Origin of the sequence: Methylobacterium litchii, from assembly GCF_038442315.1 — a bacterium.
In the GTDB taxonomy this organism is placed as follows: domain Bacteria; phylum Pseudomonadota; class Alphaproteobacteria; order Rhizobiales; family Beijerinckiaceae; genus Methylobacterium; species Methylobacterium litchii.
Map to the genome: position 1 here is coordinate 269,446 of NZ_JBBXMY010000006.1, position 19,713 is coordinate 289,158.

Sequence of the window (19,713 nt, forward strand, 5' to 3'; positions counted from 1 at the left end):
AACGGGCCTGACGTCCCGGACATGAGACCGCGAAACGTCGCAGAAGGGGCACACGTCATGGACCGCGAATCACCCATCACGGCCGCCGAGGCCGTGGACGAATCCGCGCGCGTCGAGGGTTTCGCGACCCACTCGCGGGAGCCTTCCACGCCCGCGCCGCACTCGCCCGTGATGGCGTGGAACGAGTGGGATCCGCTGGAGGAGGTCATCGTCGGCTCCCTCGACGGGGCGACGATCCCGACCCACCATCTCACGGTCATCTTCAACCTGCCGCGGGCGGCCCAGCCCTTCTACCGGCTGGCTTCGGGCTGGAAGTATCCCAAGTTCATGAAGAAGCTCGCCCAGGCCGAGCTCGACAACTTCATCACCATCCTCGCGGGCGAAGGCGTGAAGGTGCGCCGGCCCGACACGGTGGATTTCTCCCGCAAGTTCAAGGCGCCGCGCTGGTCCTCGCGCGGGTTCTGCGTGGCCTGCCCGCGCGACCCGTATCTGGTCATCGGCGACGAGATCATCGAGAGCCCGATGTGCTGGCGCTCCCGTTACTTCGAGGGTGACGCCTATCGCTCGCTGTTCAAGGAATACTTCCGTAACGGCGCCCGCTGGACCTCGGCCCCGCGCCCGCAGCTGACGGACGACCTCTACAACTACGATTACCGGGTGCCGAACCTGAAGGCCGGCGAGCCCATGCAGTTCACGGTGAACGAGTTCGAGCCGGTCTTCGACGCCGCCGACTTCGTGCGCTGCGGCCGCGACCTGTTCGTGACCCGCTCCAACGTCACGAATCTCATGGGCATCGAGTGGCTGCGCCGCCACCTCGGCTCCGGCTTCCGCATCCACGAGATCGAGAGCCGCTGCCCGCAGCCGATGCACATCGACTCGTCGTTCATGCCGCTGGCGCCGGGCAAGGTGCTGGTGAACCCGGATTACGTGGACATCGAGCGCCTGCCGGCCGTGCTCAAGAAGTGGGACGTGCTCGTCGCCCCGCGCCCCGACCCGGTCGAGGGTTTCATGAGCAAGATCTCGATGTGCTCGCCCTGGACCTCGATCAACGTGCTGGCGATCACCGAGAAGAAGATCGTCGTGGACCAGAGCCAGCCGACGCTCATCAAGGCGCTGAAGGATTGGGGCTTCGACCCGATCCCCGCGCCGTTCCTGAGCTACGGCCCGTTCGGCGGCTCGTTCCACTGCGCCACGCTCGACGTGCGCCGCCGGGGCACGCTGCAATCGTACTTCTAGTCGCCGATCCCCTGGATCAGCGCCCGGTTGAAGGCCTCCGGCTCGGTCATCTGAGGCGCGTGGCCGGACTCGGGAAACTCCACGAGGCGGGCGCCGGGGATGGCTTTGGCGGCCGCGCGGCCGAGTTCGGGGTAATGCCCGAGCGTCGGCCGCACCTCCGGCGGGGCGAGGTCCTTGCCGATGGCGGTGGTGTCCTTCTGGCCGATCATCAGCAGCGTCGGCACCGCGATCTGCGGGAAGCGATAGACCACCGGCTGCGTGACGATCATGTCGTAGAGCAGCGCCGAATCCCAGGCGACGGCCTCCTTGCCGGGGCCCACATAGAGCCCGGCCAGCATCTGCACCCAGGGCTCGTAGCGCTCCTCCCAATGGCCTGAGTAGTAAGTCGCGGTCTCATACTTGCGGATCGACTCCGCGCTCGTCTTCAGTTCGCGCTCGTACCAGCGGGCGATGGAGACGGGGGGCAGACCCTTGGCGCTCCAATCCTCCAGGCCGACCGGATTGACCATGACGAGCCGCGCGACCTCCTTCGGGTAGAACAGGGCGTAATGGGCGGCGAGCATCCCGCCGGTCGAATGTCCGACCACGATGGGCTTCTCGACGCCGAGCTTGTCGAGCAGGGCGTGAGTGTTCTCGGCGAGTTGCCGGAAGGTGAACTGGTAGGCGCCCGGCTTGCTCGACTTGCAGAAGCCGATCTGGTCCGGCGCGACCACCCGGTAGCCGGCTCCGGTGAGGGCCCGGATCTGCCCCTCCCAGGTCGCGGCGCAGAAGTTCTTGCCGTGCAGCAGCACCACCGTGCGCCCGTTCGGCTTGTCCGGCTTCACGTCGAGATAGGCCATCTGCAGGGGCTGGCGCTGCGAGGTGAAGGCGAAGCGCTCGACCGGGAAGGGGTAGTCGAACCCTTCGAGCTCCGGCCCGTAGGCCGTCTCCGCCCGACAGGGCAGGGCGGTGAGGCTCAGCGCGAGAAGGGCCGGGGCGAGGGCGAGACGGGGCATGAGCACTCCGGATGGGACCGGCCCATCACATCGCCCTATAAGAGCGGGAGGAAAGCCCCCTCCGGACAAACCCGATGCTCCGTTTTCTCATGATCGCCGGCCTCCTCGCCGCCACGCCGGCTGCTGCGGCCGATGCCTGCGATGTCCTGACGGCGAAGGTCATCCGCGTGACCGGCGCCTCGCTCGCCGGCCGTACCGGCGAATACGCGGTGTTCCGGGCGCAGGATGCCGAGCGGATGAGCCTCGATTGCCGGAGCCCGGCGCGGATCACCCTCGCCTCCCTCGATCGCGAGCCGGACAAGGCGTATTTCGCCCTTGTCGGCCTCGCCGCGCGGGCGCTGACCGGCACCGATGCGGAGCGCGCCGAGGTGCTGGCGCTCAACCTCCATCAGGACAGCCTGCTCGCCGACGCCCCCCGCCGGGGCGCCACCGGCCGGGCGCTGTTGCTGTGCGAGACCGGTCCCCGCCAGGATGCGCTCGCCGGGGACCTCACCGTCTGCCGGATCGCCCCCGCCGCTCTTCCCCGTCGGCGCCATGCCGGCTAGACCCGCGCCATGTCGAACGCTCTGACCGGCCCCGTCGTCCGCGCCCGCGACGCCGCCTTCGCCAACCACCTGCCCCTGTCGCTGATAGCGGGGCCCTGCCAGCTCGAAGGCCGCCAGCATGGCCTGGAGATCGCGGCCGCCCTCAAGGAGCTGGCGGCGCGGCTCGGGATCGGCCTCGTGTTCAAGGCGTCCTTCGACAAGGCGAACCGCACCTCCGGCGGCGCTGCGCGTGGCATGGGGCTGGACGGCGCCCTGCCGGTCTTCGCCGAGATCCGCGAGACCCTGGGGCTCCCGGTCCTCACCGACGTGCACGATGCCGCCCAATGCGCCCCCGTGGCCGAGGCGGTCGACATCCTGCAGATCCCGGCCTTCCTCTGCCGCCAGACCGACCTTCTCCTCGCCGCCGCTGCCACGGGGCGGGTGGTGAACGTGAAGAAGGGCCAGTTCCTCGCCCCCTGGGACATGAAGCACGTCGCCGCCAAGATCACCCAGGCCGGCAACCCGAACGTCATCGTCACCGAGCGTGGCGCCTCCTTCGGCTACAACACCCTCGTGTCGGACATGCGCAGCCTGCCGATCATGGCCGAGGTCACGGGCGGCGCGCCCGTGGTGTTCGACGCGACCCATTCCGTGCAGCAGCCGGGCGGCCAGGGCGGCAGCTCCGGCGGGCAGCGGGAGTTCGTGGCCGTGCTCGCCCGCGCGGCGGTGGCGGTCGGCGTGGCGGGCGTCTTCATCGAGACCCACCCCGACCCCGACCGCGCCCCCTCGGACGGGCCCAACATGGTCGCCCTGAAGGACATGCCGGCTTTGCTCGAACAGCTGATCGCCTTCGACCGGCTTGCGAAGGGCCTCTGAGCTAGCCCCTCGGCAGAAGCACGTGGATCCGCAGGGGCTGGACCAGGGCGAAGCGTCCTTCCTGGCCCCTGACGGCAGCGCCTGAAAAGGCCACCTCGATCATGTCGCGCCGTTCGCGGATCGCCCTGGCACGGTCGGGGTCCACGGCGGTCACGCGGGTGAAGAACGCCTCGCTGTCCGCGAAGGATTCCCGCCGCTCGACGGTGAGATCGCGCTCGCAGGCGAAGGCGCCCTCTGCAACGGCGTGCGCGATGGCCGCCTGCGCCGCCGCGCGGATCGCAGTCTCGTCCTCGATGGGCTTCAGCGCATCGAAGAACGTGCCCGAGGCAAGCGGTTCGATCACCACCAGCCGTCCCCCCGGCCGCAGCACCCGCGCCGCTTCGGCCAGCGCCTTGGCCGGATCGGGGACGTGATGCAGGGAATTCAGCATTACCGCCCCGTCGAACTGCCCATCTGCGAAGGGCAGTGAATCGGCGGATGCCGCCTCAAACCGCGCAGAGGGGACGAGGGTGCGCGCCTTGGCGAGGGCCTCCGCACCGGGATCGATGCCGGTCACGGCCGCGCCGTCCTCGCTCAGGGCGCGGGCGAGGGTGCCCGTCCCGCAGCCGATGTCGAGGATCGCCCGGTCGGCAAGGGGCGCGAAGGTCTCGCGGATGAGCGTGAGGGCGTCCATCGAACCCGAACTCCGGCACGCCGATGCCCGGCGCGTCTCACCTATGCGCCGGTTCGCGCGTTCGTGCATCCCGCTTGGGCAGAATCGGACTTCGATCAAATCGCCGTGTGCAGGGATCCGTCCTCTGAATGGCGTTCGAGCATCCGCCAACGCCGATCCAATGCCGGCAAGTCCCCGCCCTCAACGGCCCAGCTTCCGGTGAACACGGGACAGGCATCACGCATCGAATTCGAGCGTGATCGCGTGATGAACAGGCGTTCATGATTTTGCGGCGTTAAGAAACGCGTCGCGAATCCTTTGGAACCCCCACGCTGCCCCTACGTTATTGGGACATCATCGATCAGTGATCGAGAAAGGATATCATGCGCAAGTTTGCTCTCATCACCGCCGCCGCCGCTCTGACTGTCGGCAGCATTGCCGCCACGACCGGCGCCGAGGCGCGCCCCTACGGCTTCCATGGCGGTTACGGGCATCATGGCTATTACGGTGGCCGTCGCGGTATCGGGACCGGCGCAGCTGTCGGCCTGGGCATTGCCGGCCTCGCGGCCGGTGCGATCGCCGCTGGTGCGGCCCGTGACGCCTACGGTTACGGCCGTCCGGCCTATGGCTACGGCTATGGCGCCCCGGCTTACGGCTATGGCTACGGTGCGCCGGCCTACGGCTACGGCTACTAAGTCCTAGCGGTTGAATCGAAGGGGCGGTCGGCGCGAGCCGGCCGCCCTTTTTCGTGCGTGACGTCAGCGCCCGCGATAGGGCGCGACGCCGGTCTCCGGGAGCCAGATCGTGGCAGGCGGCGTGCCGGTCTGCCAGAACACGTCAATGGGGATGCCACCGCGCGGGTACCAATAGCCGCCGATCCGCAGGTAGCGCGGCGCGAGCAGTTCCACGAGGCGCTTCCCGATGGTGACGGTGCAATCCTCGTGGAAGGCGCCGTGATTGCGGAACGAGCCCAGATAGAGCTTCAGCGACTTCGATTCGACGAGCCATTCGCCCGGCACGTAGTCGATCACGAGGATCGCGAAGTCGGGCTGGCCCGTCACCGGGCAGATCGAGGTGAATTCCGGCGCGGTGAAGCGGGCGACGTAATCCGTGTCCGCATGGGGATTCGGCACCCGGTCGAGCCGGGCTTCCTCGGGAGTCTGGGGAAGGGGGGTCGCCTGCCCCAGCTGAAGGTCGGATGTGCTGGTCATGGCTCCCTATAGCGTGGGGACCGGCTTTGGAAAGCCTTGAGCGGCATTCGCAAAGATTTCGCCGGGAAGCGAGGCCGCGCCGGGTTGCCGGGGGGCCGAGCATGGCGGATAAGCCGCCCGCGACGCGTGGCCGTTGGGCCGACGCGACGAACGGCCCGCGGCCCTCGGGGAGACAACCATGACCGCGATCACCAATATCAGCGCCCGTGAAATCCTCGACAGCCGCGGCAATCCGACCGTCGAAGTCGATGTGCTGCTGGAGGACGGCTCCTTCGGCCGCGCGGCGGTTCCCTCCGGTGCCTCGACCGGCGCCCACGAGGCGGTCGAACTGCGCGACGGCGACAAGTCCCGCTTCCTCGGCAAGGGCGTCCTGAAGGCGGTCGAGGCCGCGCAGACCGAAATCCTCGACGCCATCGGCGGCATGGATGCGGAGGATCAGGTCGCCGTCGATGAGGCGATGATCGAGCTCGACGGCACCGCCAACAAGAGCCGGCTCGGCGCCAACGCCATTCTCGGCGTGTCGCTCGCGGTCGCCAAGGCGGCGGCGGAGGCCTCCGGCCTGCCGCTCTACCGCTATGTCGGCGGCGTCCAGGGCCGCGTCCTGCCGGTGCCGATGATGAACATCATCAACGGCGGCGCCCATGCGGACAACCCGATCGACTTCCAGGAATTCATGATCATGCCGGTCGGCGCCGATTCCATCGCCGAGGCGGTGCGGATGGGCTCCGAGGTGTTCCACACGCTGAAGGGCGCCCTCAAGAAGGCCGGGCACAACACCAATGTCGGCGACGAGGGCGGCTTCGCCCCGAACCTCCCCTCCGCCGAAGCCGCGCTGGACTTCGTGATGGAGGCGATTCAGGCCGCCGGCTTCAAGCCGGGGTCCGAGATCGCCCTGGCGCTCGATTGCGCGGCCACCGAGTTCTTCAAGAACGGCGCCTACCTCTACGAGGGCGAGGGCAAGACCCGGGACATCGCCGCCCAGGTCGATTACCTCGCCGAGCTCGTCGGCAAGTACCCGATCGTCTCCATCGAGGACGGCATGTCCGAGGACGATTGGGAGGGCTGGAAGCTGCTCACGGACAAGGTCGGCGCCCGCTGCCAGCTGGTGGGTGACGACCTGTTCGTGACCAATGTCGAGCGCCTGTCGCGCGGCATCGCCAACAGCACCGGCAACTCGATCCTCATCAAGGTGAACCAGATCGGCTCGCTCACCGAGACCCTGGCCGCCGTCGATATGGCCCAGCGCGCCGGCTACACGGCGGTGATGTCCCACCGTTCGGGCGAGACCGAGGATTCGACCATCGCCGACCTCGCGGTCGCGACGAATTGCGGGCAGATCAAGACCGGCTCTCTGGCCCGCTCGGACAGACTGGCCAAGTACAACCAGCTCATCCGCATCGAGGAGGGCCTCGGCCCGCAGGCGCTCTATGCCGGGCGCGGCGCGATCAAGCAGATCGCGCAGGGCTGATCGCTCCCTCGGCCGAACAGAGGCCCCCGACGTCCACGCGGCGCCGGGGGCCTTTTCGTTTGGGGGCGGACGGCAACCAGCCGTTAACCTTCCCGCGCCAGTGTTCCCACATGGTTGTCCGCCGCCGCGTCAGAATGATCGTGCTGCCGCTGGGTCTCTGGACCCTGTCGGCCCTGGTATGCGGCTACTTCATCGTCCAGGCGGAGAGCGGCAATCGCGGCCTCGAAGCCAAGCGGGCGCTGAAGATCCGGGCCTTCGGCCTCAACCAGGAACTGGCCACGGTGAAGGCCGAGCGCGCCGTGTGGGAGCATCGCGTCGCCCTGCTCAAGAGCGACCAGATCGACCGCGACCTGCTGGAGGAACGGGCCCGGATCGTGCTGGGCCGCGTCCACGCCAACGACGTGGTCATCATCGATCCTTGAGAGTTCTTGCCGCACGTGCGGCTGTAGCCGGCAATCCGCTACAGCCCTGTGGATTTGCTGCGCCGCCCCTCTGACATCGGCGCTTGCCTGTCAGAGGGGCGGGCCTCGCTTTCGGTCTGTTCCTAGCCTACACCCGCCTCACGACAGCGAGAGTGCGGGAGAAGCGACATGGATGCTGGCAAGACGGCCGAGACCGAGCCCGCTGCCGGCCCGTCGTCGGCATCGGCGGCCGAGGCCCACAAGCCGGCTCCGAACATGCCGCAATTCACCCGCGAGCAAGACCTCCACGCCTACCACGAGATGTTGCTGATCCGCCGCTTCGAGGAGAAGGCGGGCCAGCTCTACGGCATGGGTCTCATCGGCGGGTTCTGCCACCTCTACATCGGCCAGGAGGCCGTGGTGGTCGGGATGCAGATGGCGTCCGAGGACGGCGATCAGGTCATCACCGGCTACCGCGACCACGGCCACATGCTGGCCACCGGCATGGAGCCGAAGGGCGTGATGGCCGAGCTCACCGGCCGTCGCGGCGGCTACAGCCGCGGCAAGGGCGGCTCGATGCACATGTTCAGCCGCGAGAAGCAGTTCTTCGGCGGCCACGGCATCGTCGGCGCGCAGGTTTCGCTCGGCACCGGCCTCGGCTTCGCGGACCATTACCGGGGCAACGGCAAGGTGAGCCTCACCTACATGGGTGACGGCGCCGCCAACCAGGGCCAGGTCTACGAGAGCTTCAACATGGCGGCGCTCTGGAAGCTGCCGGTCGTCTACGTGATCGAGAACAACCGCTACGCGATGGGCACCTCGGTCGCCCGCGCCTCGGCGCAGACCGATTTCTCGAAGCGCGGCCTGTCCTTCGGCATCCCCGGCGAGTCGGTGGACGGCATGGACGTCCGCACGGTGCACGAAGCCGCCAGCCGCGCCATCGAGCATGCCCGCTCCGGCAAGGGGCCCTTCATCCTCGAGATGCAGACCTACCGCTATCGCGGCCACTCCATGTCCGATCCGGCCAAGTACCGGACGAAGGACGAGGTCTCGAAGATGCGGGACGAGCACGACCCGATCGAGATGGTGCGCAAGCGCCTGCTCGAACTGCACGGCGTGCCGGAGGCGGACATCAAGGCGACGGACGCCAAGGTCCGCGAGACGGTGAACGCGGCAGCCGAGTTCGCCACCAACGATCCCGAGCCGGATCCCTCCGAGCTGTGGACCGACATCCTGCTCGAAGTCGGCGCCTGACCGCGCCGCCGAACCCCTAGGCCGCCCCCGTACGAGAGCGACGCGAAGAACTCACCATGGCGACCGATATCCTCATGCCCGCCCTGTCTCCGACCATGGAGGAGGGCAAGCTCTCGAAATGGCTCAAGAAGGTCGGCGATCCGATCAAGTCCGGCGACGTGCTGGCCGAGATCGAGACCGACAAGGCGACCATGGAGGTCGAGGCGGTGGACGAAGGCGTCCTCGCCAAGATCCTCGTGGACGAGGGCACCGAGGGTGTCGCCGTCAACACCCCCATCGCGATCATCGCGGACGAGGGTGAAGACGTCGAGGCGGCCGCCTCGTCGGGCGGAAAGCCGCCGGCCGAGGCGCCGAAGGCCAACGGTCACGACACCTCCGTCGAGCAGGGCGGCGACAAGCCGGCCACGATCGCCAAGACCGAGGACGACGCCCCCCGCGCTCCCGCCGCTCCGGCCAAGATCACCGCCAAGGCGAACGATCCGGTGATGGAGGAATTCCCCACCGGCACCGAGATGGTCACGATGACCGTCCGCGAGGCCCTGCGGGACGCCATGGCCGAGGAGATGCGCCGCGACGGCGACGTCTTCGTGATGGGCGAGGAGGTCGCCGAGTACCAGGGCGCCTACAAGATCACCCAGGGCCTCCTGCAGGAGTTCGGCGCCAAGCGCGTGGTCGACACCCCGATCACCGAGCACGGCTTCGCCGGCATCGGCGTCGGCGCGGCTCTGGCGGGGCTGAAGCCCATCGTGGAGTTCATGACCTTCAACTTCGCCATGCAGGCGATCGACCAGATCATCAACTCGGCGGCCAAGACCCTCTACATGTCCGGCGGCCAGCTCGGCTGCCCCATCGTGTTCCGCGGCCCCAACGGCGCGGCGGCCCGCGTCGCCGCCCAGCACAGCCACGATTATGCCGCGTGGTACTCCAACGTGCCGGGCCTGAAGGTCATCGCGCCCTATACCGCCGCCGATGCCAAGGGCCTGCTCAAGGCCGCGATCCGCGACCCGAACCCGGTGATCTTCCTTGAGAACGAGATCCTCTACGGGCAATCCTTCCCGGTGCCGAAGCTGGACGACTTCCAGCTGCCGATCGGCAAGGCGCGGGTGCACCGCCAGGGGTCGGACGTGACCATCGTCTCGTTCTCCATCGGCATGACCTACGCCCTGAAGGCCGCGCAGGCACTGGCCGAGCAGGGCATCGAGGCCGAGGTCATCGACCTGCGCACCATCCGCCCGATGGACACGGACACGGTGCTCGAATCGGTGAAGAAGACCGGCCGCTGCGTCACCGTCGAGGAAGGCTTCCCGCAATCCGGCGTCGGCGCCGAGATCTCGGCGCGGCTGATGGTCGATGCCTTCGACTACCTCGACGCCCCCGTCCTGCGGGTGACCGGCAAGGACGTGCCGATGCCCTACGCCGCCAACCTCGAGAAGCTCGCCCTGCCGAACGTGGCCGAGGTGATCGAGGCGGCCAAGGCCGTCTGCTACAAGTCGTAGGGCTCGGCTCGCCGTCACCCCGTCCTCCCGCCCCGCCGGCGGGACAACGCAACCCGGTCCCGTCCGATGAGCGCGAACTTCGCCGAACTCGCCGCACCGCCCGACGCCCTCGAACAGGGCGGCGTCGAGGTGTTGCGCGCGGCGGTGGTGGACGGCGCGGTGAGTGTCGCCCTGCGCCGCTCCTTCGACGATCCGGCGACCTGGGGCCGGCTGCTGGTCGATCTCGCCCGGCAGGCGGCGCACGCCTACGCGGTCGATACCGACATGTCGGAGGACGAGGCGTTCGAGCGGATCCGCGCCGCGATCGAGGCGGAATGCCTCGCTCCGGGCGAGTTCAACTGACGGGGGCCCGCATGGCCCAGGCGGCTCCGCGCCTCGCCACCTACGCCGACCTCGCAGCGGTGCCGCCGCACCTCGTCGCCGAGATCGTGGACGGAACGCTGGAGACGCATCCGCGCCCGAGGCCGATGCACGCCTCGCTGTCCGTGAGCCTCGGCGCCGAGTTGCAGATGCCCTTCGGCCGTGGCCGTGGCGGGCCGGGCGGCTGGGTGTTCATGGCCGAGCCGGAACTGCATCTCGGTCCGCATGTCGTGGTCCCGGACCTCGCCGGGTGGCGCCGGGAGCGGATGCCGACCGAGCCGGAGGACGCGTTCATTACGACCCCGCCGGACTGGGCCTGCGAGATCCTGTCGCCTTCGACGTTCCGGCTCGACCGTGGGCCGAAGCGCCGGATCTATGCCGAGGCCGGCATCGGCCATCTCTGGCTGCTCGACCCCGACCAGCGCACCCTCGAAGGGTTCGCGTTGACCGGCGGCCGATGGCTCCTGCTCGGAACGGTGGTCGGCGGCGAGCCCGTCTCGCTGGCGCCCTTCGACGCCGTGTCATTCCCCTTCGACGATCTCTTCCCCTTCGCCGATCCGGCCACGCCCGAGACCTGACCATGCCGATCAACGTCCTGATGCCCGCCCTGTCCCCGACGATGGAGAAGGGCAACCTCGCCAAGTGGCTGAAAAAGGAAGGCGACTCGATCAAGTCCGGCGACGTGCTGGCCGAGATCGAGACCGACAAGGCGACCATGGAGGTCGAGGCCGTCGATGAGGGCGTCCTCGCCAAGATCATCGTGCCCGAGGGCACGGCCGACGTGCCGGTGAACGACCTCATTGCCCTCATCGCGGGCGAGGGCGAGGATCCGGGCAGCGTCCAGGCCCCCGGCGGCGGCGCCAAGGCCGAGGCCCCGAAGGCGTCCCCCGCCGAGGCGCCGAAGGCCGACGCCAAGACGACCGACAACGCCCAGATGTCCTATGCGCGCTCGAACGAGGCGCCCGACGCCGCCAAGGCGGTCAACCCCGCAGCCGGTCAGCCCGCCGCGCCGCCGGCCTCCGGCGGGGAGGGGGGCCGCGTGTTCTCCTCGCCCCTCGCCCGGCGCCTCGCCAAGATGGACGGCATCGACCTCGGCGCCATCCAGGGGACCGGTCCCCATGGCCGCGTGATCGCCCGCGACGTCCAGGCGGCGAAGGCCGGCGGCGGATTGAAGGCACCTGCGCCCCAGGCCGCCGCTGCCGAGGCCCCGAAGGCGGCTGCCCCCGCGCCGAAGGCCGCTCCCGCGGGCGGTGCGCCCGCCGGGCTCACGACCGATCAGGTCAAGGGCTTCTACGCCAAGGACGCCTACGAGGAGGTCCCCCTCGACGGCATGCGCAAGACCATCGCCAAGCGCCTCACCGAGGCGATGCAGGTGGCGCCGCACTTCTACCTGACCGTCGATTGCGAGCTCGATGCGCTGATGAAGTTGCGCGAGACGCTGAACGGCTCCGCCGGCAAGGACAAGGACGGCAAGCCTGCCTTCAAGCTCTCGGTGAACGACTTCGTCATCAAGGCGATGGGCCTCGCCCTCACCCGCGTCCCGGCCGCCAACGCGGTCTGGGCCGAGGACCGGATCCTGCGCTTCAAGCACGCCGAGGTCGGCGTCGCGGTGGCCATCGACGGCGGCCTGTTCACCCCGGTGATCCGCCGCGCCGACGAGAAGACGCTCTCCACCATCTCGAAGGAGATGAAGGATTTCGCGGCCCGCGCGCGCGCCAAGAAGCTGAAGCCCGAGGAGTACCAGGGGGGCGTCACCTCGGTGTCGAACCTCGGCATGTTCGGCATCAAGCACTTCACGGCGGTGATCAACCCGCCGCAATCGAGCATCTTGGCGGTGGGCGCGGGCGAGAAGCGCGTCGTCGTGAAGGACGGGGCGCCGGCCGTCGTGCAGGTGATGACCTGCACCCTCTCCTGCGACCATCGCGTCCTCGACGGGGCGCTCGGCGCGGAGTTGGTCTCGGCCTTCAAGGGGCTGATCGAGAACCCGATGGGAATGCTCGTCTGAGGAGAGCCCTTCATGTCTGAGACCTACGACGTCCTCATCATCGGGGCCGGACCCGGCGGCTACGTCACCGCCATCCGCGCCGCGCAGCTCGGCTTCAAGACCGCCGTGGTGGACCGCGAGCATCTGGGCGGCATCTGCCTGAACTGGGGCTGCATCCCCACCAAGGCGTTGCTGCGCTCGGCCGAGATCTTCCACTACTTCCAGCATCCGGGCGAATACGGCCTCACGGCGGAGAAGGTCGGGTTCGACACCGCCGCCATCGTGAAGCGCTCGCGGGGCGTCTCGGCCCGCCTCAACGGCGGCGTCGGGATGCTGCTGAAGAAGAACAAGGTCGACGTGATCTGGGGCGAGGCCACGGTCGAGTCCGTCGCCAAGGGCAACCAGCCCGGCCAGGTCACTGTGAAGGAGAGCAAGCGCGCCGAGCCGCCGAAGGGCGCCAAGGGCGCGGGCTCCTATCAGGCCAAGCACATCATCGTCGCGACGGGCGCCCGGCCCCGCGCCCTGCCGGGCATCGAGCCCGACAAGAAGCAGATCTGGACCTATTATGAGGCCATGGTCCCCGAGACGATGCCCAAGAGCCTGCTGGTGATGGGCTCCGGCGCCATCGGCATCGAGTTCGCCTCGTTCTACAAGACGATGGGCGCCGAGGTGACGGTGGTCGAGGTTCTGCCGCAGATCCTGCCGGTGGAGGATGCCGAGATCGCCGCCATGGCGCGCAAGCGGTTCGAGAAGCAGGGCATCAAGATCCTCACCGGCGCCAAGGTGACGAAGGTCGAGAAGGCCGCCGACTCGATCACCGCCACCATCGAGGGCGGGGACGGCAAGAGCCAGCAGATCAAGGCCGAGAAGATGATCTCGGCGGTGGGCGTCGTCGGCAACATCGAGAATCTCGGCCTGGAGAAGCTCGGGGTGAAGACCGACCGGGGCTGCATCGTCACCGACGGGCTTGGGCGGACCAACGTGCCGGGCCTCTACGCCATCGGCGACGTCGCCGGCCCGCCGATGCTGGCGCACAAGGCCGAGCACGAGGGCGTCATCTGCATCGAGACCATCAAGGGCCTGCACACCCACCCGATGGACAAGGGCAAGATCCCCGGCTGCACCTATTGCCAGCCGCAGATCGCCAGCGTCGGCCTCACCGAGGCCAAGGCGAAGGAGCAGGGCTTCCAAGTGAAGGTCGGCCGCTTCCCCTTCGCGGGCAACGGAAAGGCCATCGCACTCGGCGAGCCGGACGGGATGATCAAGACCGTCTTCGACGCCAAGACCGGCCAGCTGCTCGGCGCGCACATGGTCGGGGCCGAGGTCACGGAGCTGATCCAGGGCTACGTCGTCGCCATGAACCTCGAGAGCACCGAGGAAGAGCTGATGCACACGGTGTTCCCGCACCCCACGCTCAGCGAGATGATGCACGAGAGCGTCCTCGACGCGTACGGCAAGGTGATCCACACCTGATCGCCGCAAACGGAAACGGCCGCCCCGAGGGGCGGCCGTTTCTTTGTTCGGAGTCGGAAGATCAGCGGCCGGTGGCGCCTTGACCACCGTTGAAGCCGGAGGCGTTCGGCGAGCCCTGCATCTTGCCGTCGTTCTTCATCTCATGGCCCGGCGCGACGCTCGACGCACCCGTGGTGCTGCCGGTGGTCTCGCCCTTGCCGAAGCCGGCGGCGTTCGGCGAACCCTGCATCCGGCCAACGGCGTTGCCGGTGGTGCTCTGGGTGCTCGGGCCGCTCTCGGCCGCGAACGCGCTGGTGCCGAGGGCGAGCAGGCCGGCGGCGGCGAGGAGGGTGGTGGTCTTCATGGCTGCGTCTCCGAAATCTTATCGTTGTCCCTCAGAAGAGGGCTCTGCGGGAGTAACGCCCCCGGGGGCGAGGCCGTTCATTTCCGCGCGGGGTCCTCGTCCTTCTCGGACGGAACGTAGGCGCACCATTCGCAGATCCCCCGCTCGGCGCCGCGCGCCGCGTTGCGCTGTGAGCAAAGAGGGCAAACGAGGACCAGAAGCCGCGCGCCGAGGCGCAGCCCGAGCCCCCGGCCCCGGAAGGTGACGGGCGTACCGGACAGACGGGTTTCGTCCTGCGTCATGCCGGCATCCGTGCGAATGCCCGCTTTCGTTCGAGCCGTGCCATTGTGTGCTCCCCCATACGGGAGATAATCCCCGGCGACGCTAATGGCTCCGCTCGGGTTCTCGGGGCGGCCAAGCGGTCCACGAGAGTCTCACCATGCCCGTCCCGGCCCCGGATACGCCTGCCCTGCCGACCTTCGCGGATGTGAAGCGCGCCGCCGGCCGCATCGCGGGCACGGCCCATCGTACCCCCGTGCTCACTTCCCGCACCGCCGACGCGATGAGCGGGGCACGCCTGTTCTTCAAGGCGGAGAACCTGCAGCGGGGCGGGGCCTTCAAGTTCCGGGGGGCCTACAACGCGATCAGCGCCCTGCCGGAGGAGGTGCGCCGTCGCGGCGTCATCGCCTTCTCGTCGGGGAACCACGCCCAGGCCATCGCCCTCGCAAGCCGCCTGCTCGGCGTGCCGGCGGTGATCGTGATGCCGGAGGACGCCCCGCAGGTGAAGGTCGAGGCGACGCGCGGCTACGGCGCCGAGGTGGTCTCCTACGACCGCTACAGCCAGGACCGCGAGGTGCTGGGCCGGGAAATCGCGCAGGCGCGGGGCCTGACCCTGATCCCGCCCTACGACCATCCCGACGTCATCGCGGGGCAGGGGACCCTGGCCCTCGAACTCATCGAGGAGACCGGGCCCCTCGACATGCTGGTCGCCTGCCTCGGCGGGGGAGGGCAACTGGCCGGCTGCGCCCTGGCGGCGTCGGAACTCTCCCCCGGCATCGCGATCTACGGCGTCGAGCCGGAGGCGGGCGATGACGGGCGCCGCTCGTTCCACGAGGGCAGAGTAGTGACGATCCCGGTGCCGCGCACCATCGCGGACGGGGCGCAAACGACCTATCTCGGTGCCCTCACCTTCCCGATCATCCGCGAGCGCGTCACCGACATCGTCACCGTCAGCGACGACGAACTCGTCGAGACGATGCGCTTCTTCGCCGCCCGGATGAAGCTCGTGGCCGAGCCCACCGGATGTCTGGCGGCGGCGGCGGTGCTGCACGGCAAGCTCGACGTGGCGGGCAAGCGGGTCGGCATCGTCATCAGCGGCGGCAATGTCGACATCGCGTCCTTCGCGCATCTCGTCTCGCCCGCCGCCTGAGCATGCGGATCGTGTGGACCCGGACGGCCGGGATGCTTATCTTGAACGGACACGACACCCCACGTCCCACGGGCCTTGAACCCGTTCGGGCCGGAGAGAGACGATGATTGCAAACTTCAAGGTCCTCTCGCTGACCGATCGCGCCGCCGATCAGATCAAGGCGATCATGGCCCAGGCCGACAAGCCGATGGCGGGCCTGCGCGTCGGCGTGCGCAATGGCGGCTGCGCCGGCATGACCTACACGATGGAATATGCCGAAGAGCGCAAGCCCGGCGAGGATGTGGTCGAGGACCAGGGCGTACAGGTCTTCATCGACCCGAAGGCCGTGCTGTTCCTGCTCGGCACCGAGATGGACTTCACCACCACGAAGCTCGCGTCGCAGTTCGTGTTCAACAACCCGAACCAGACCTCGGCCTGCGGCTGCGGCGAGTCCGTGGCCATCACGCCCGTCTCGCCCGAGTTGATGCCGGCCTCGGCCTAAGGAGCGGGGCCGCCTTCAGGCGGCCTGGGACGGCGCCGAGATCGAGGCGTCGTCCACCACGCGGTTGCGGCCGCCGCGCTTGGCCGCGAACATGCACAGGTCGGCCCGCTCCAGCAGCGAAGCCGGCGTGTCGCCGGAGCGGTGTTCGGCCACGCCGAGCGATACCGTCACCTTGCCGAGGGACTCGCCCGTCGAGCGCTTCACGAGCTCCCGACCGATCATGCTCAGCCGGATCGTCTCGGCGATCTGCACGGCATCAAGGCGGTTGGCGCCGGGCAGGATGATGCCGAACTCCTCGCCGCCGAAGCGGGCCAGATGCGCGTTGGCCTGCACGCTCTCGCGCATCACCACGGCCACCAGGCGCAGCACCTGATCGCCGGTCAGATGGCCGAACTGATCGTTGAAGCGCTTGAAGTAATCGATATCGACGACGATCACGCTGAGGCGCCCGCCGGCCCGCACCGCAGCCACGGCCGTGTGCATCATTTCCTCGAAATGCTTGCGGTTGGAGAGGCCGCTCAGCGGGTCGGTCAGGCTCTCGGTGCGGGTGGCTTCGAGCTTCTCCCGCAGGCTCTCGACCTCGTCCCGGCTCTCGCGGATACGCGCTTCGAGGACGCGGTTGTCGGCCACAACCTCCCGCGTGGCCGCCGCCAGCGAGGCGACCATCTCGGCGAGGCGGGCGCGGCTGAGCTGCGCCTGCGCGAGGTCGTGCGTCAGGGTCGAGAGGGATTCGCCGTATTGCTGCGTGGAGCCGAGGGAGAGGTCCAGCACCTCGCTCACCGCCGCCAGCTCGGCCAGCACCGTCTTGCTGACGACGCTCGCATCGATCGCCCGGCGCTGCCCGTCGAGGTAGCTCTCGTGTAAGTGATCGACGTCGATCTCGGTGAGATGACCCTTCTCGGCCGTCATCCGTTTGACGGCGTCGTTGAGCAGAGGCACCTCGCCCGAGACGTAGGTGTACCACACGGCATAGGCTCTCGGCGTGGCCGAGGGACCGTAGTCCCGCATGAGCTCGTTCGTTCGCTTCGCCAAGGCGAAGGACCGGTCACGATCAGGGAAAGCGTCCTGGCTCATCCTCAACCCACATCGGGGCGAGCTTGCCCGCTCGGGCATCGCCTCATGAGCCAGGGTTGTAGCTAAACTTTGTACACGCGCAGTTAAAGGCGCAGGGGCTGGACCGGCTTTGATCGAGCCCTAGCGATTTAGCGCCTTGAACTGATTCGAGCGCTGAATAGAACGATTTCGTGCATGACCAAAACAATCTCGGCGGATGCCGCCGGGATTCAGCGCTCGCGCTTCACGGTCGGTGCGCGGAGGAGGAAGGCCGGCACGTGCGAGCCGAGCCCGACCGGCGAGTCGCCGTCGTTCTCTTCCCGTGGGCTGCGCCGGTTCTCCCGGCGGGGGGCCTCGCGACGGGTCTGTTCGGGCTTCGGCGTCGGGGCCGCCTCGGCACGGGGCGCGGCACGCTCGCGGGGCTCCGACCGGGGCTCACGCGCGACGCGCGGCTCACGCGGCTCGCGGGCCTCCTTGCGCTCGCGATCCTCGCGGCCGCCGCGCTCGCCGCCCCGGCTCCGACGTCCCTCGCTCGAGCGACCGCGATGGCGGCTGCGTGGCTCGGAATCGGATGAGGTGACGGTCGTCAGGTCGCCGTCGAACCACGGGATCGGCTGGCCGATCAGCGCCTCGATGGCGCCGAGCGACCGGTCGTCCTCGGGGCTCACCAGGGTGAAGGCGGCGCCGGCCCGGCCCGCGCGGCCGGTGCGGCCGATGCGGTGGACGTAATCCTCCGGGTGACGGGGGATGTCGAAGTTGAAGACGTGGCTCACGGCCGGGATGTCGAGGCCGCGCGCGGCCACGTCGCTGGCCACGAGCAAGGCCGTCTCGCCGTTGCGGAACGCGTCGAGGGCGGCGGTGCGGGAGCGCTGGTCCATGTCGCCGTGGAGGGCGGCGGCATCGAAGCCGTGGCTCACCAGGGATTTCTGCAGGATCGCGACATCGCGCTTCCGGTTGCAGAAGATGATGCCGTTGGTCAGCCCATCCTCGGCGCGGATCAGGCGGCGGAGACGGTCGCGCTTGGCGTGGTCCTCGCCCGAGGTCGCGACGAGGCGCTGGGTGATAGTGGTGGCCGTGGAGGAGGCGCGCGCCACCTCCACCCGCTGCGGCGTATGCAGGAACATGTCCGCCAGCCGCTCGATCTCCGGCGGCATGGTCGCCGAGAAGAACAGCGTCTGCCGGGTGAACGGCACCATCTTCACGATACGCTCGATGTCCGGGATGAAGCCCATGTCGAGCATCCGGTCGGCCTCGTCGATGACGAGGAGTTCGACGCCGGTGAGCAGGAGCTTGCCGCGCTCGAAATGGTCGAGCAGGCGGCCGGGCGTGGCGATGAGCACATCGGTGCCGCGCGTCAGCTTCGCATCCTGATCGGCGAAGGACACGCCGCCGATGATCAGCGCGACGTTGAGCTTGTGGTTGGTGCCGTAGCGCTCGAAGCTCTCCTCCACCTGCGCCGCGAGTTCGCGGGTCGGTTCGAGGATGAGCGTGCGCGGCATCCGGGCGCGGGCGCGGCCGGTTTCCAGCAGGGTAAGCATCGGCAGCGTGAACGCCGCCGTCTTGCCGGTGCCGGTCTGGGCGATGCCCAGGACGTCGCGGCGCGCCAGCACATGGGGAATGGCCTGCGCCTGGATCGGCGTCGGCTCGGTGTAACCGGCCGATGTAACGGCCTGCAGGACTTTCTCACTCAGTCCCAGATCGGAGAACGGCATTTCGTGTCGGCAACATTCACGCACCCGGCCGGCGCGATGGACATCGTCGCGGCAACGATCCGGGATTGAGCGGACGCACGGGCACAACCGCGGCCGCCGAGCGATTACCGCTTCACCTAGAGCCTTGCGTCGACTTGTCAATCTTGCGGGCTTCGGAAGGGCGGGATGACGGGGGATGGGCTGCCCGTTTCCCCTGTAGAAGCGTGGCAATACGCCATCGCGGCGGACGACGCGTCTGAGGTTAAGCAAATGCTAGCACCGCGCGCGAGGCAGCATGCCGCAGCGTCCTAAAATAAAACGCGACGCCTGCGGTGCTGCGCCTCGACCGGATTAAATGTTCGATAAGGCCCGCCGCGGTTTCGCCTCATTTTCAATTGGGACGGAACGATAGTTCAAGCGTCATCACTTCGAGTGGTACCGCTGTGCGGCAGAGCACATCGGTCCTTGGTCACTGTTACGTCCTCATAACCTTCACCTTTCGTTGACCCGACATGGCTAATCTGACCCTGCTTGTTGCAGGAAAGCGACAGACCCGTTCGCCGCAAGCGCCTAGAAGGCCGCTGGCCTAAGCCAACCCAGGATTTGGTACCCCGATGAAAAAGCTTCTCCTTGCTTCGACCGTTCTCGCCGGCCTGACCGCCGCTGCCTCGGCCGCCGATCTGCCGCGCCGCGCCGCCCCGCCGCCGGTCTTCACCCCGGTGCCGGTCTTCACCTGGACGGGCTTCTACGCCGGTTTCAACGCCGGTTACGGCTTCGACGCCTCCTCCAGCCGCGCCCCGACCGTCG

21 protein-coding genes and 1 pseudogene are annotated in these 19,713 nt (G+C 68.5%); 15 read left to right on the forward strand and 7 right to left on the reverse strand.

Annotated elements, in window-relative coordinates:
• Positions 1 to 57 precede the first annotated feature (57 nt).
• Positions 58 to 1,236 carry an amidinotransferase gene (locus tag AAHF99_RS13985; protein ID WP_342164975.1) on the forward strand — a complete coding sequence of 393 codons (1,179 nt, stop codon included), beginning with the start codon at positions 58 to 60 and terminating at the stop codon, positions 1,234 to 1,236.
• Here the strand turns inward: AAHF99_RS13985 and AAHF99_RS13990 are convergent.
• Positions 1,233 to 2,231 (reverse strand): alpha/beta fold hydrolase, encoded by a 999-nt coding sequence (locus AAHF99_RS13990; protein WP_342164976.1) that lies wholly within the window; start codon positions 2,229 to 2,231, stop codon positions 1,233 to 1,235. The two genes, AAHF99_RS13985 and AAHF99_RS13990, sit on opposite strands and share 4 nt — an antisense overlap.
• Before the next feature lie 74 nt (positions 2,232 to 2,305).
• Here AAHF99_RS13990 and AAHF99_RS13995 point away from each other — a divergent pair, with 74 nt between their 5' ends.
• Positions 2,306 to 2,776, forward strand: a complete 471-nt coding sequence (locus AAHF99_RS13995; RefSeq protein ID WP_342164977.1) for a hypothetical protein — start codon at positions 2,306 to 2,308, stop codon at positions 2,774 to 2,776.
• A 9-nt stretch (positions 2,777 to 2,785) separates the two neighbouring features.
• Positions 2,786 to 3,631, forward strand: a complete 846-nt coding sequence (gene kdsA, locus AAHF99_RS14000; protein ID WP_342164978.1) for a 3-deoxy-8-phosphooctulonate synthase — start codon at positions 2,786 to 2,788, stop codon at positions 3,629 to 3,631.
• 1 nt (position 3,632) lies between these two features.
• On the opposite strand, the gene AAHF99_RS14005 is transcribed toward kdsA, so the two are convergent.
• Positions 3,633 to 4,304, reverse strand: coding sequence for a class I SAM-dependent methyltransferase (locus AAHF99_RS14005; protein ID WP_342164979.1), 672 nt, complete (start codon positions 4,302 to 4,304; stop codon positions 3,633 to 3,635).
• A 362-nt stretch (positions 4,305 to 4,666) separates the two neighbouring features.
• Here AAHF99_RS14005 and AAHF99_RS14010 point away from each other — a divergent pair, with 362 nt between their 5' ends.
• A complete protein-coding gene (locus AAHF99_RS14010; RefSeq protein ID WP_342164981.1) occupies positions 4,667 to 4,978 on the forward strand; it encodes a hypothetical protein in 312 nt (103 codons plus the stop codon).
• Between the two features lie 63 nt (positions 4,979 to 5,041).
• Here the strand turns inward: AAHF99_RS14010 and queF are convergent, their stop codons facing one another.
• Positions 5,042 to 5,494: a preQ(1) synthase gene (gene queF / locus AAHF99_RS14015; RefSeq protein ID WP_243955995.1), complete on the reverse strand. Its 453-nt coding sequence runs from the start codon at positions 5,492 to 5,494 to the stop codon at positions 5,042 to 5,044.
• Between the two features lie 178 nt (positions 5,495 to 5,672).
• On the opposite strand from queF, the gene eno reads away from it, so the two are divergent.
• The 8 genes from eno (at position 5,673) to lpdA (ending at position 13,930) form a co-directional block, all read left to right on the forward strand.
• The gene (gene eno, locus AAHF99_RS14020; RefSeq protein WP_342164982.1) at positions 5,673 to 6,962 is read left to right on the forward strand and encodes a phosphopyruvate hydratase; all 1,290 of its coding nucleotides are present in this window, start codon (positions 5,673 to 5,675) and stop codon (positions 6,960 to 6,962) included.
• Between the two features lie 110 nt (positions 6,963 to 7,072).
• Positions 7,073 to 7,384, forward strand: a complete 312-nt coding sequence (locus tag AAHF99_RS14025; RefSeq protein ID WP_243955999.1) for an FtsB family cell division protein — start codon at positions 7,073 to 7,075, stop codon at positions 7,382 to 7,384.
• Between the two features lie 168 nt (positions 7,385 to 7,552).
• Positions 7,553 to 8,617: a pyruvate dehydrogenase (acetyl-transferring) E1 component subunit alpha gene (gene pdhA, locus AAHF99_RS14030; protein ID WP_412759885.1), complete on the forward strand. Its 1,065-nt coding sequence runs from the start codon at positions 7,553 to 7,555 to the stop codon at positions 8,615 to 8,617.
• Positions 8,618 to 8,673: 56 nt separating this feature from the next.
• On the forward strand, positions 8,674 to 10,113 hold the full coding sequence (locus tag AAHF99_RS14035) for a pyruvate dehydrogenase complex E1 component subunit beta (protein WP_342164983.1): 1,440 nt from the start codon (positions 8,674 to 8,676) through the stop codon (positions 10,111 to 10,113).
• A 66-nt stretch (positions 10,114 to 10,179) separates the two neighbouring features.
• On the forward strand, positions 10,180 to 10,455 hold the full coding sequence (locus AAHF99_RS14040) for a DUF5076 domain-containing protein (RefSeq protein ID WP_342164985.1): 276 nt from the start codon (positions 10,180 to 10,182) through the stop codon (positions 10,453 to 10,455).
• An 11-nt stretch (positions 10,456 to 10,466) separates the two neighbouring features.
• The gene (locus AAHF99_RS14045) at positions 10,467 to 11,051 is read left to right on the forward strand and encodes a Uma2 family endonuclease (protein ID WP_342164987.1); all 585 of its coding nucleotides are present in this window, start codon (positions 10,467 to 10,469) and stop codon (positions 11,049 to 11,051) included.
• A gap of 2 nt (positions 11,052 to 11,053) precedes the next feature.
• Positions 11,054 to 12,478 carry a pyruvate dehydrogenase complex dihydrolipoamide acetyltransferase gene (locus AAHF99_RS14050; RefSeq protein WP_342164988.1) on the forward strand — a complete coding sequence of 475 codons (1,425 nt, stop codon included), beginning with the start codon at positions 11,054 to 11,056 and terminating at the stop codon, positions 12,476 to 12,478.
• A 12-nt stretch (positions 12,479 to 12,490) separates the two neighbouring features.
• Positions 12,491 to 13,930, forward strand: a complete 1,440-nt coding sequence (gene lpdA, locus AAHF99_RS14055) for a dihydrolipoyl dehydrogenase (protein ID WP_342164990.1) — start codon at positions 12,491 to 12,493, stop codon at positions 13,928 to 13,930.
• 61 nt (positions 13,931 to 13,991) lie between these two features.
• Here lpdA and AAHF99_RS14060 read toward each other — a convergent pair whose 3' ends face one another.
• Both AAHF99_RS14060 and AAHF99_RS14065 read right to left on the reverse strand, forming a co-directional pair.
• Positions 13,992 to 14,273, reverse strand: a complete 282-nt coding sequence (locus AAHF99_RS14060; protein WP_342164992.1) for a hypothetical protein — start codon at positions 14,271 to 14,273, stop codon at positions 13,992 to 13,994.
• Between the two features lie 77 nt (positions 14,274 to 14,350).
• Positions 14,351 to 14,554, reverse strand: a complete 204-nt coding sequence (locus AAHF99_RS14065; RefSeq protein WP_342164993.1) for a hypothetical protein — start codon at positions 14,552 to 14,554, stop codon at positions 14,351 to 14,353.
• Between the two features lie 137 nt (positions 14,555 to 14,691).
• Between AAHF99_RS14065 and AAHF99_RS14070 the strand changes: the two genes are divergently transcribed.
• Both AAHF99_RS14070 and AAHF99_RS14075 read left to right on the forward strand, forming a co-directional pair.
• The gene (locus AAHF99_RS14070; RefSeq protein WP_342164994.1) at positions 14,692 to 15,681 is read left to right on the forward strand and encodes a threo-3-hydroxy-L-aspartate ammonia-lyase; all 990 of its coding nucleotides are present in this window, start codon (positions 14,692 to 14,694) and stop codon (positions 15,679 to 15,681) included.
• Between the two features lie 103 nt (positions 15,682 to 15,784).
• Entirely contained in the window at positions 15,785 to 16,162 is a 378-nt protein-coding gene (locus tag AAHF99_RS14075; protein WP_342164996.1) for a HesB/IscA family protein, read from the forward strand.
• A gap of 15 nt (positions 16,163 to 16,177) precedes the next feature.
• Here AAHF99_RS14075 and AAHF99_RS14080 read toward each other — a convergent pair whose 3' ends face one another.
• Together AAHF99_RS14080 and AAHF99_RS14085 are read right to left on the reverse strand one after the other, a co-directional pair.
• Entirely contained in the window at positions 16,178 to 17,236 is a 1,059-nt protein-coding gene (locus AAHF99_RS14080) for a diguanylate cyclase (protein ID WP_342164997.1), read from the reverse strand.
• A gap of 209 nt (positions 17,237 to 17,445) precedes the next feature.
• The gene (locus AAHF99_RS14085; protein ID WP_342164999.1) at positions 17,446 to 18,927 is read right to left on the reverse strand and encodes a DEAD/DEAH box helicase; all 1,482 of its coding nucleotides are present in this window, start codon (positions 18,925 to 18,927) and stop codon (positions 17,446 to 17,448) included.
• Positions 18,928 to 19,520: 593 nt separating this feature from the next.
• Between AAHF99_RS14085 and AAHF99_RS14090 the strand changes: the two are divergent.
• Positions 19,521 to 19,713: pseudogene (locus AAHF99_RS14090) on the forward strand (porin family protein); the annotation flags it as partial.

Excerpts from the sequence above, each read along its gene's own strand:
- AAHF99_RS13985 (WP_342164975.1), top strand. The coding sequence starts at position 58 with ATGGACCGCGAATCACCCATCACGGCCGCCGAGGCCGTGGACGAATCC.
- AAHF99_RS13990 (WP_342164976.1), bottom strand. The coding sequence starts at position 2,231 with ATGCCCCGTCTCGCCCTCGCCCCGGCCCTTCTCGCGCTGAGCCTCACC.
- AAHF99_RS13995 (WP_342164977.1), top strand. The coding sequence starts at position 2,306 with ATGCTCCGTTTTCTCATGATCGCCGGCCTCCTCGCCGCCACGCCGGCT.
- kdsA (WP_342164978.1), top strand. The coding sequence starts at position 2,786 with ATGTCGAACGCTCTGACCGGCCCCGTCGTCCGCGCCCGCGACGCCGCC.
- AAHF99_RS14005 (WP_342164979.1), bottom strand. The coding sequence starts at position 4,304 with ATGGACGCCCTCACGCTCATCCGCGAGACCTTCGCGCCCCTTGCCGAC.
- AAHF99_RS14010 (WP_342164981.1), top strand. The coding sequence starts at position 4,667 with ATGCGCAAGTTTGCTCTCATCACCGCCGCCGCCGCTCTGACTGTCGGC.
- queF (WP_243955995.1), bottom strand. The coding sequence starts at position 5,494 with ATGACCAGCACATCCGACCTTCAGCTGGGGCAGGCGACCCCCCTTCCC.
- eno (WP_342164982.1), top strand. The coding sequence starts at position 5,673 with ATGACCGCGATCACCAATATCAGCGCCCGTGAAATCCTCGACAGCCGC.
- AAHF99_RS14025 (WP_243955999.1), top strand. The coding sequence starts at position 7,073 with ATGGTTGTCCGCCGCCGCGTCAGAATGATCGTGCTGCCGCTGGGTCTC.
- pdhA (WP_412759885.1), top strand. The coding sequence starts at position 7,553 with ATGGATGCTGGCAAGACGGCCGAGACCGAGCCCGCTGCCGGCCCGTCG.
- AAHF99_RS14035 (WP_342164983.1), top strand. The coding sequence starts at position 8,674 with ATGGCGACCGATATCCTCATGCCCGCCCTGTCTCCGACCATGGAGGAG.
- AAHF99_RS14040 (WP_342164985.1), top strand. The coding sequence starts at position 10,180 with ATGAGCGCGAACTTCGCCGAACTCGCCGCACCGCCCGACGCCCTCGAA.
- AAHF99_RS14045 (WP_342164987.1), top strand. The coding sequence starts at position 10,467 with ATGGCCCAGGCGGCTCCGCGCCTCGCCACCTACGCCGACCTCGCAGCG.
- AAHF99_RS14050 (WP_342164988.1), top strand. The coding sequence starts at position 11,054 with ATGCCGATCAACGTCCTGATGCCCGCCCTGTCCCCGACGATGGAGAAG.
- lpdA (WP_342164990.1), top strand. The coding sequence starts at position 12,491 with ATGTCTGAGACCTACGACGTCCTCATCATCGGGGCCGGACCCGGCGGC.
- AAHF99_RS14060 (WP_342164992.1), bottom strand. The coding sequence starts at position 14,273 with ATGAAGACCACCACCCTCCTCGCCGCCGCCGGCCTGCTCGCCCTCGGC.
- AAHF99_RS14065 (WP_342164993.1), bottom strand. The coding sequence starts at position 14,554 with ATGACGCAGGACGAAACCCGTCTGTCCGGTACGCCCGTCACCTTCCGG.
- AAHF99_RS14070 (WP_342164994.1), top strand. The coding sequence starts at position 14,692 with ATGCCCGTCCCGGCCCCGGATACGCCTGCCCTGCCGACCTTCGCGGAT.
- AAHF99_RS14075 (WP_342164996.1), top strand. The coding sequence starts at position 15,785 with ATGATTGCAAACTTCAAGGTCCTCTCGCTGACCGATCGCGCCGCCGAT.
- AAHF99_RS14080 (WP_342164997.1), bottom strand. The coding sequence starts at position 17,236 with ATGAGCCAGGACGCTTTCCCTGATCGTGACCGGTCCTTCGCCTTGGCG.
- AAHF99_RS14085 (WP_342164999.1), bottom strand. The coding sequence starts at position 18,927 with ATGCCGTTCTCCGATCTGGGACTGAGTGAGAAAGTCCTGCAGGCCGTT.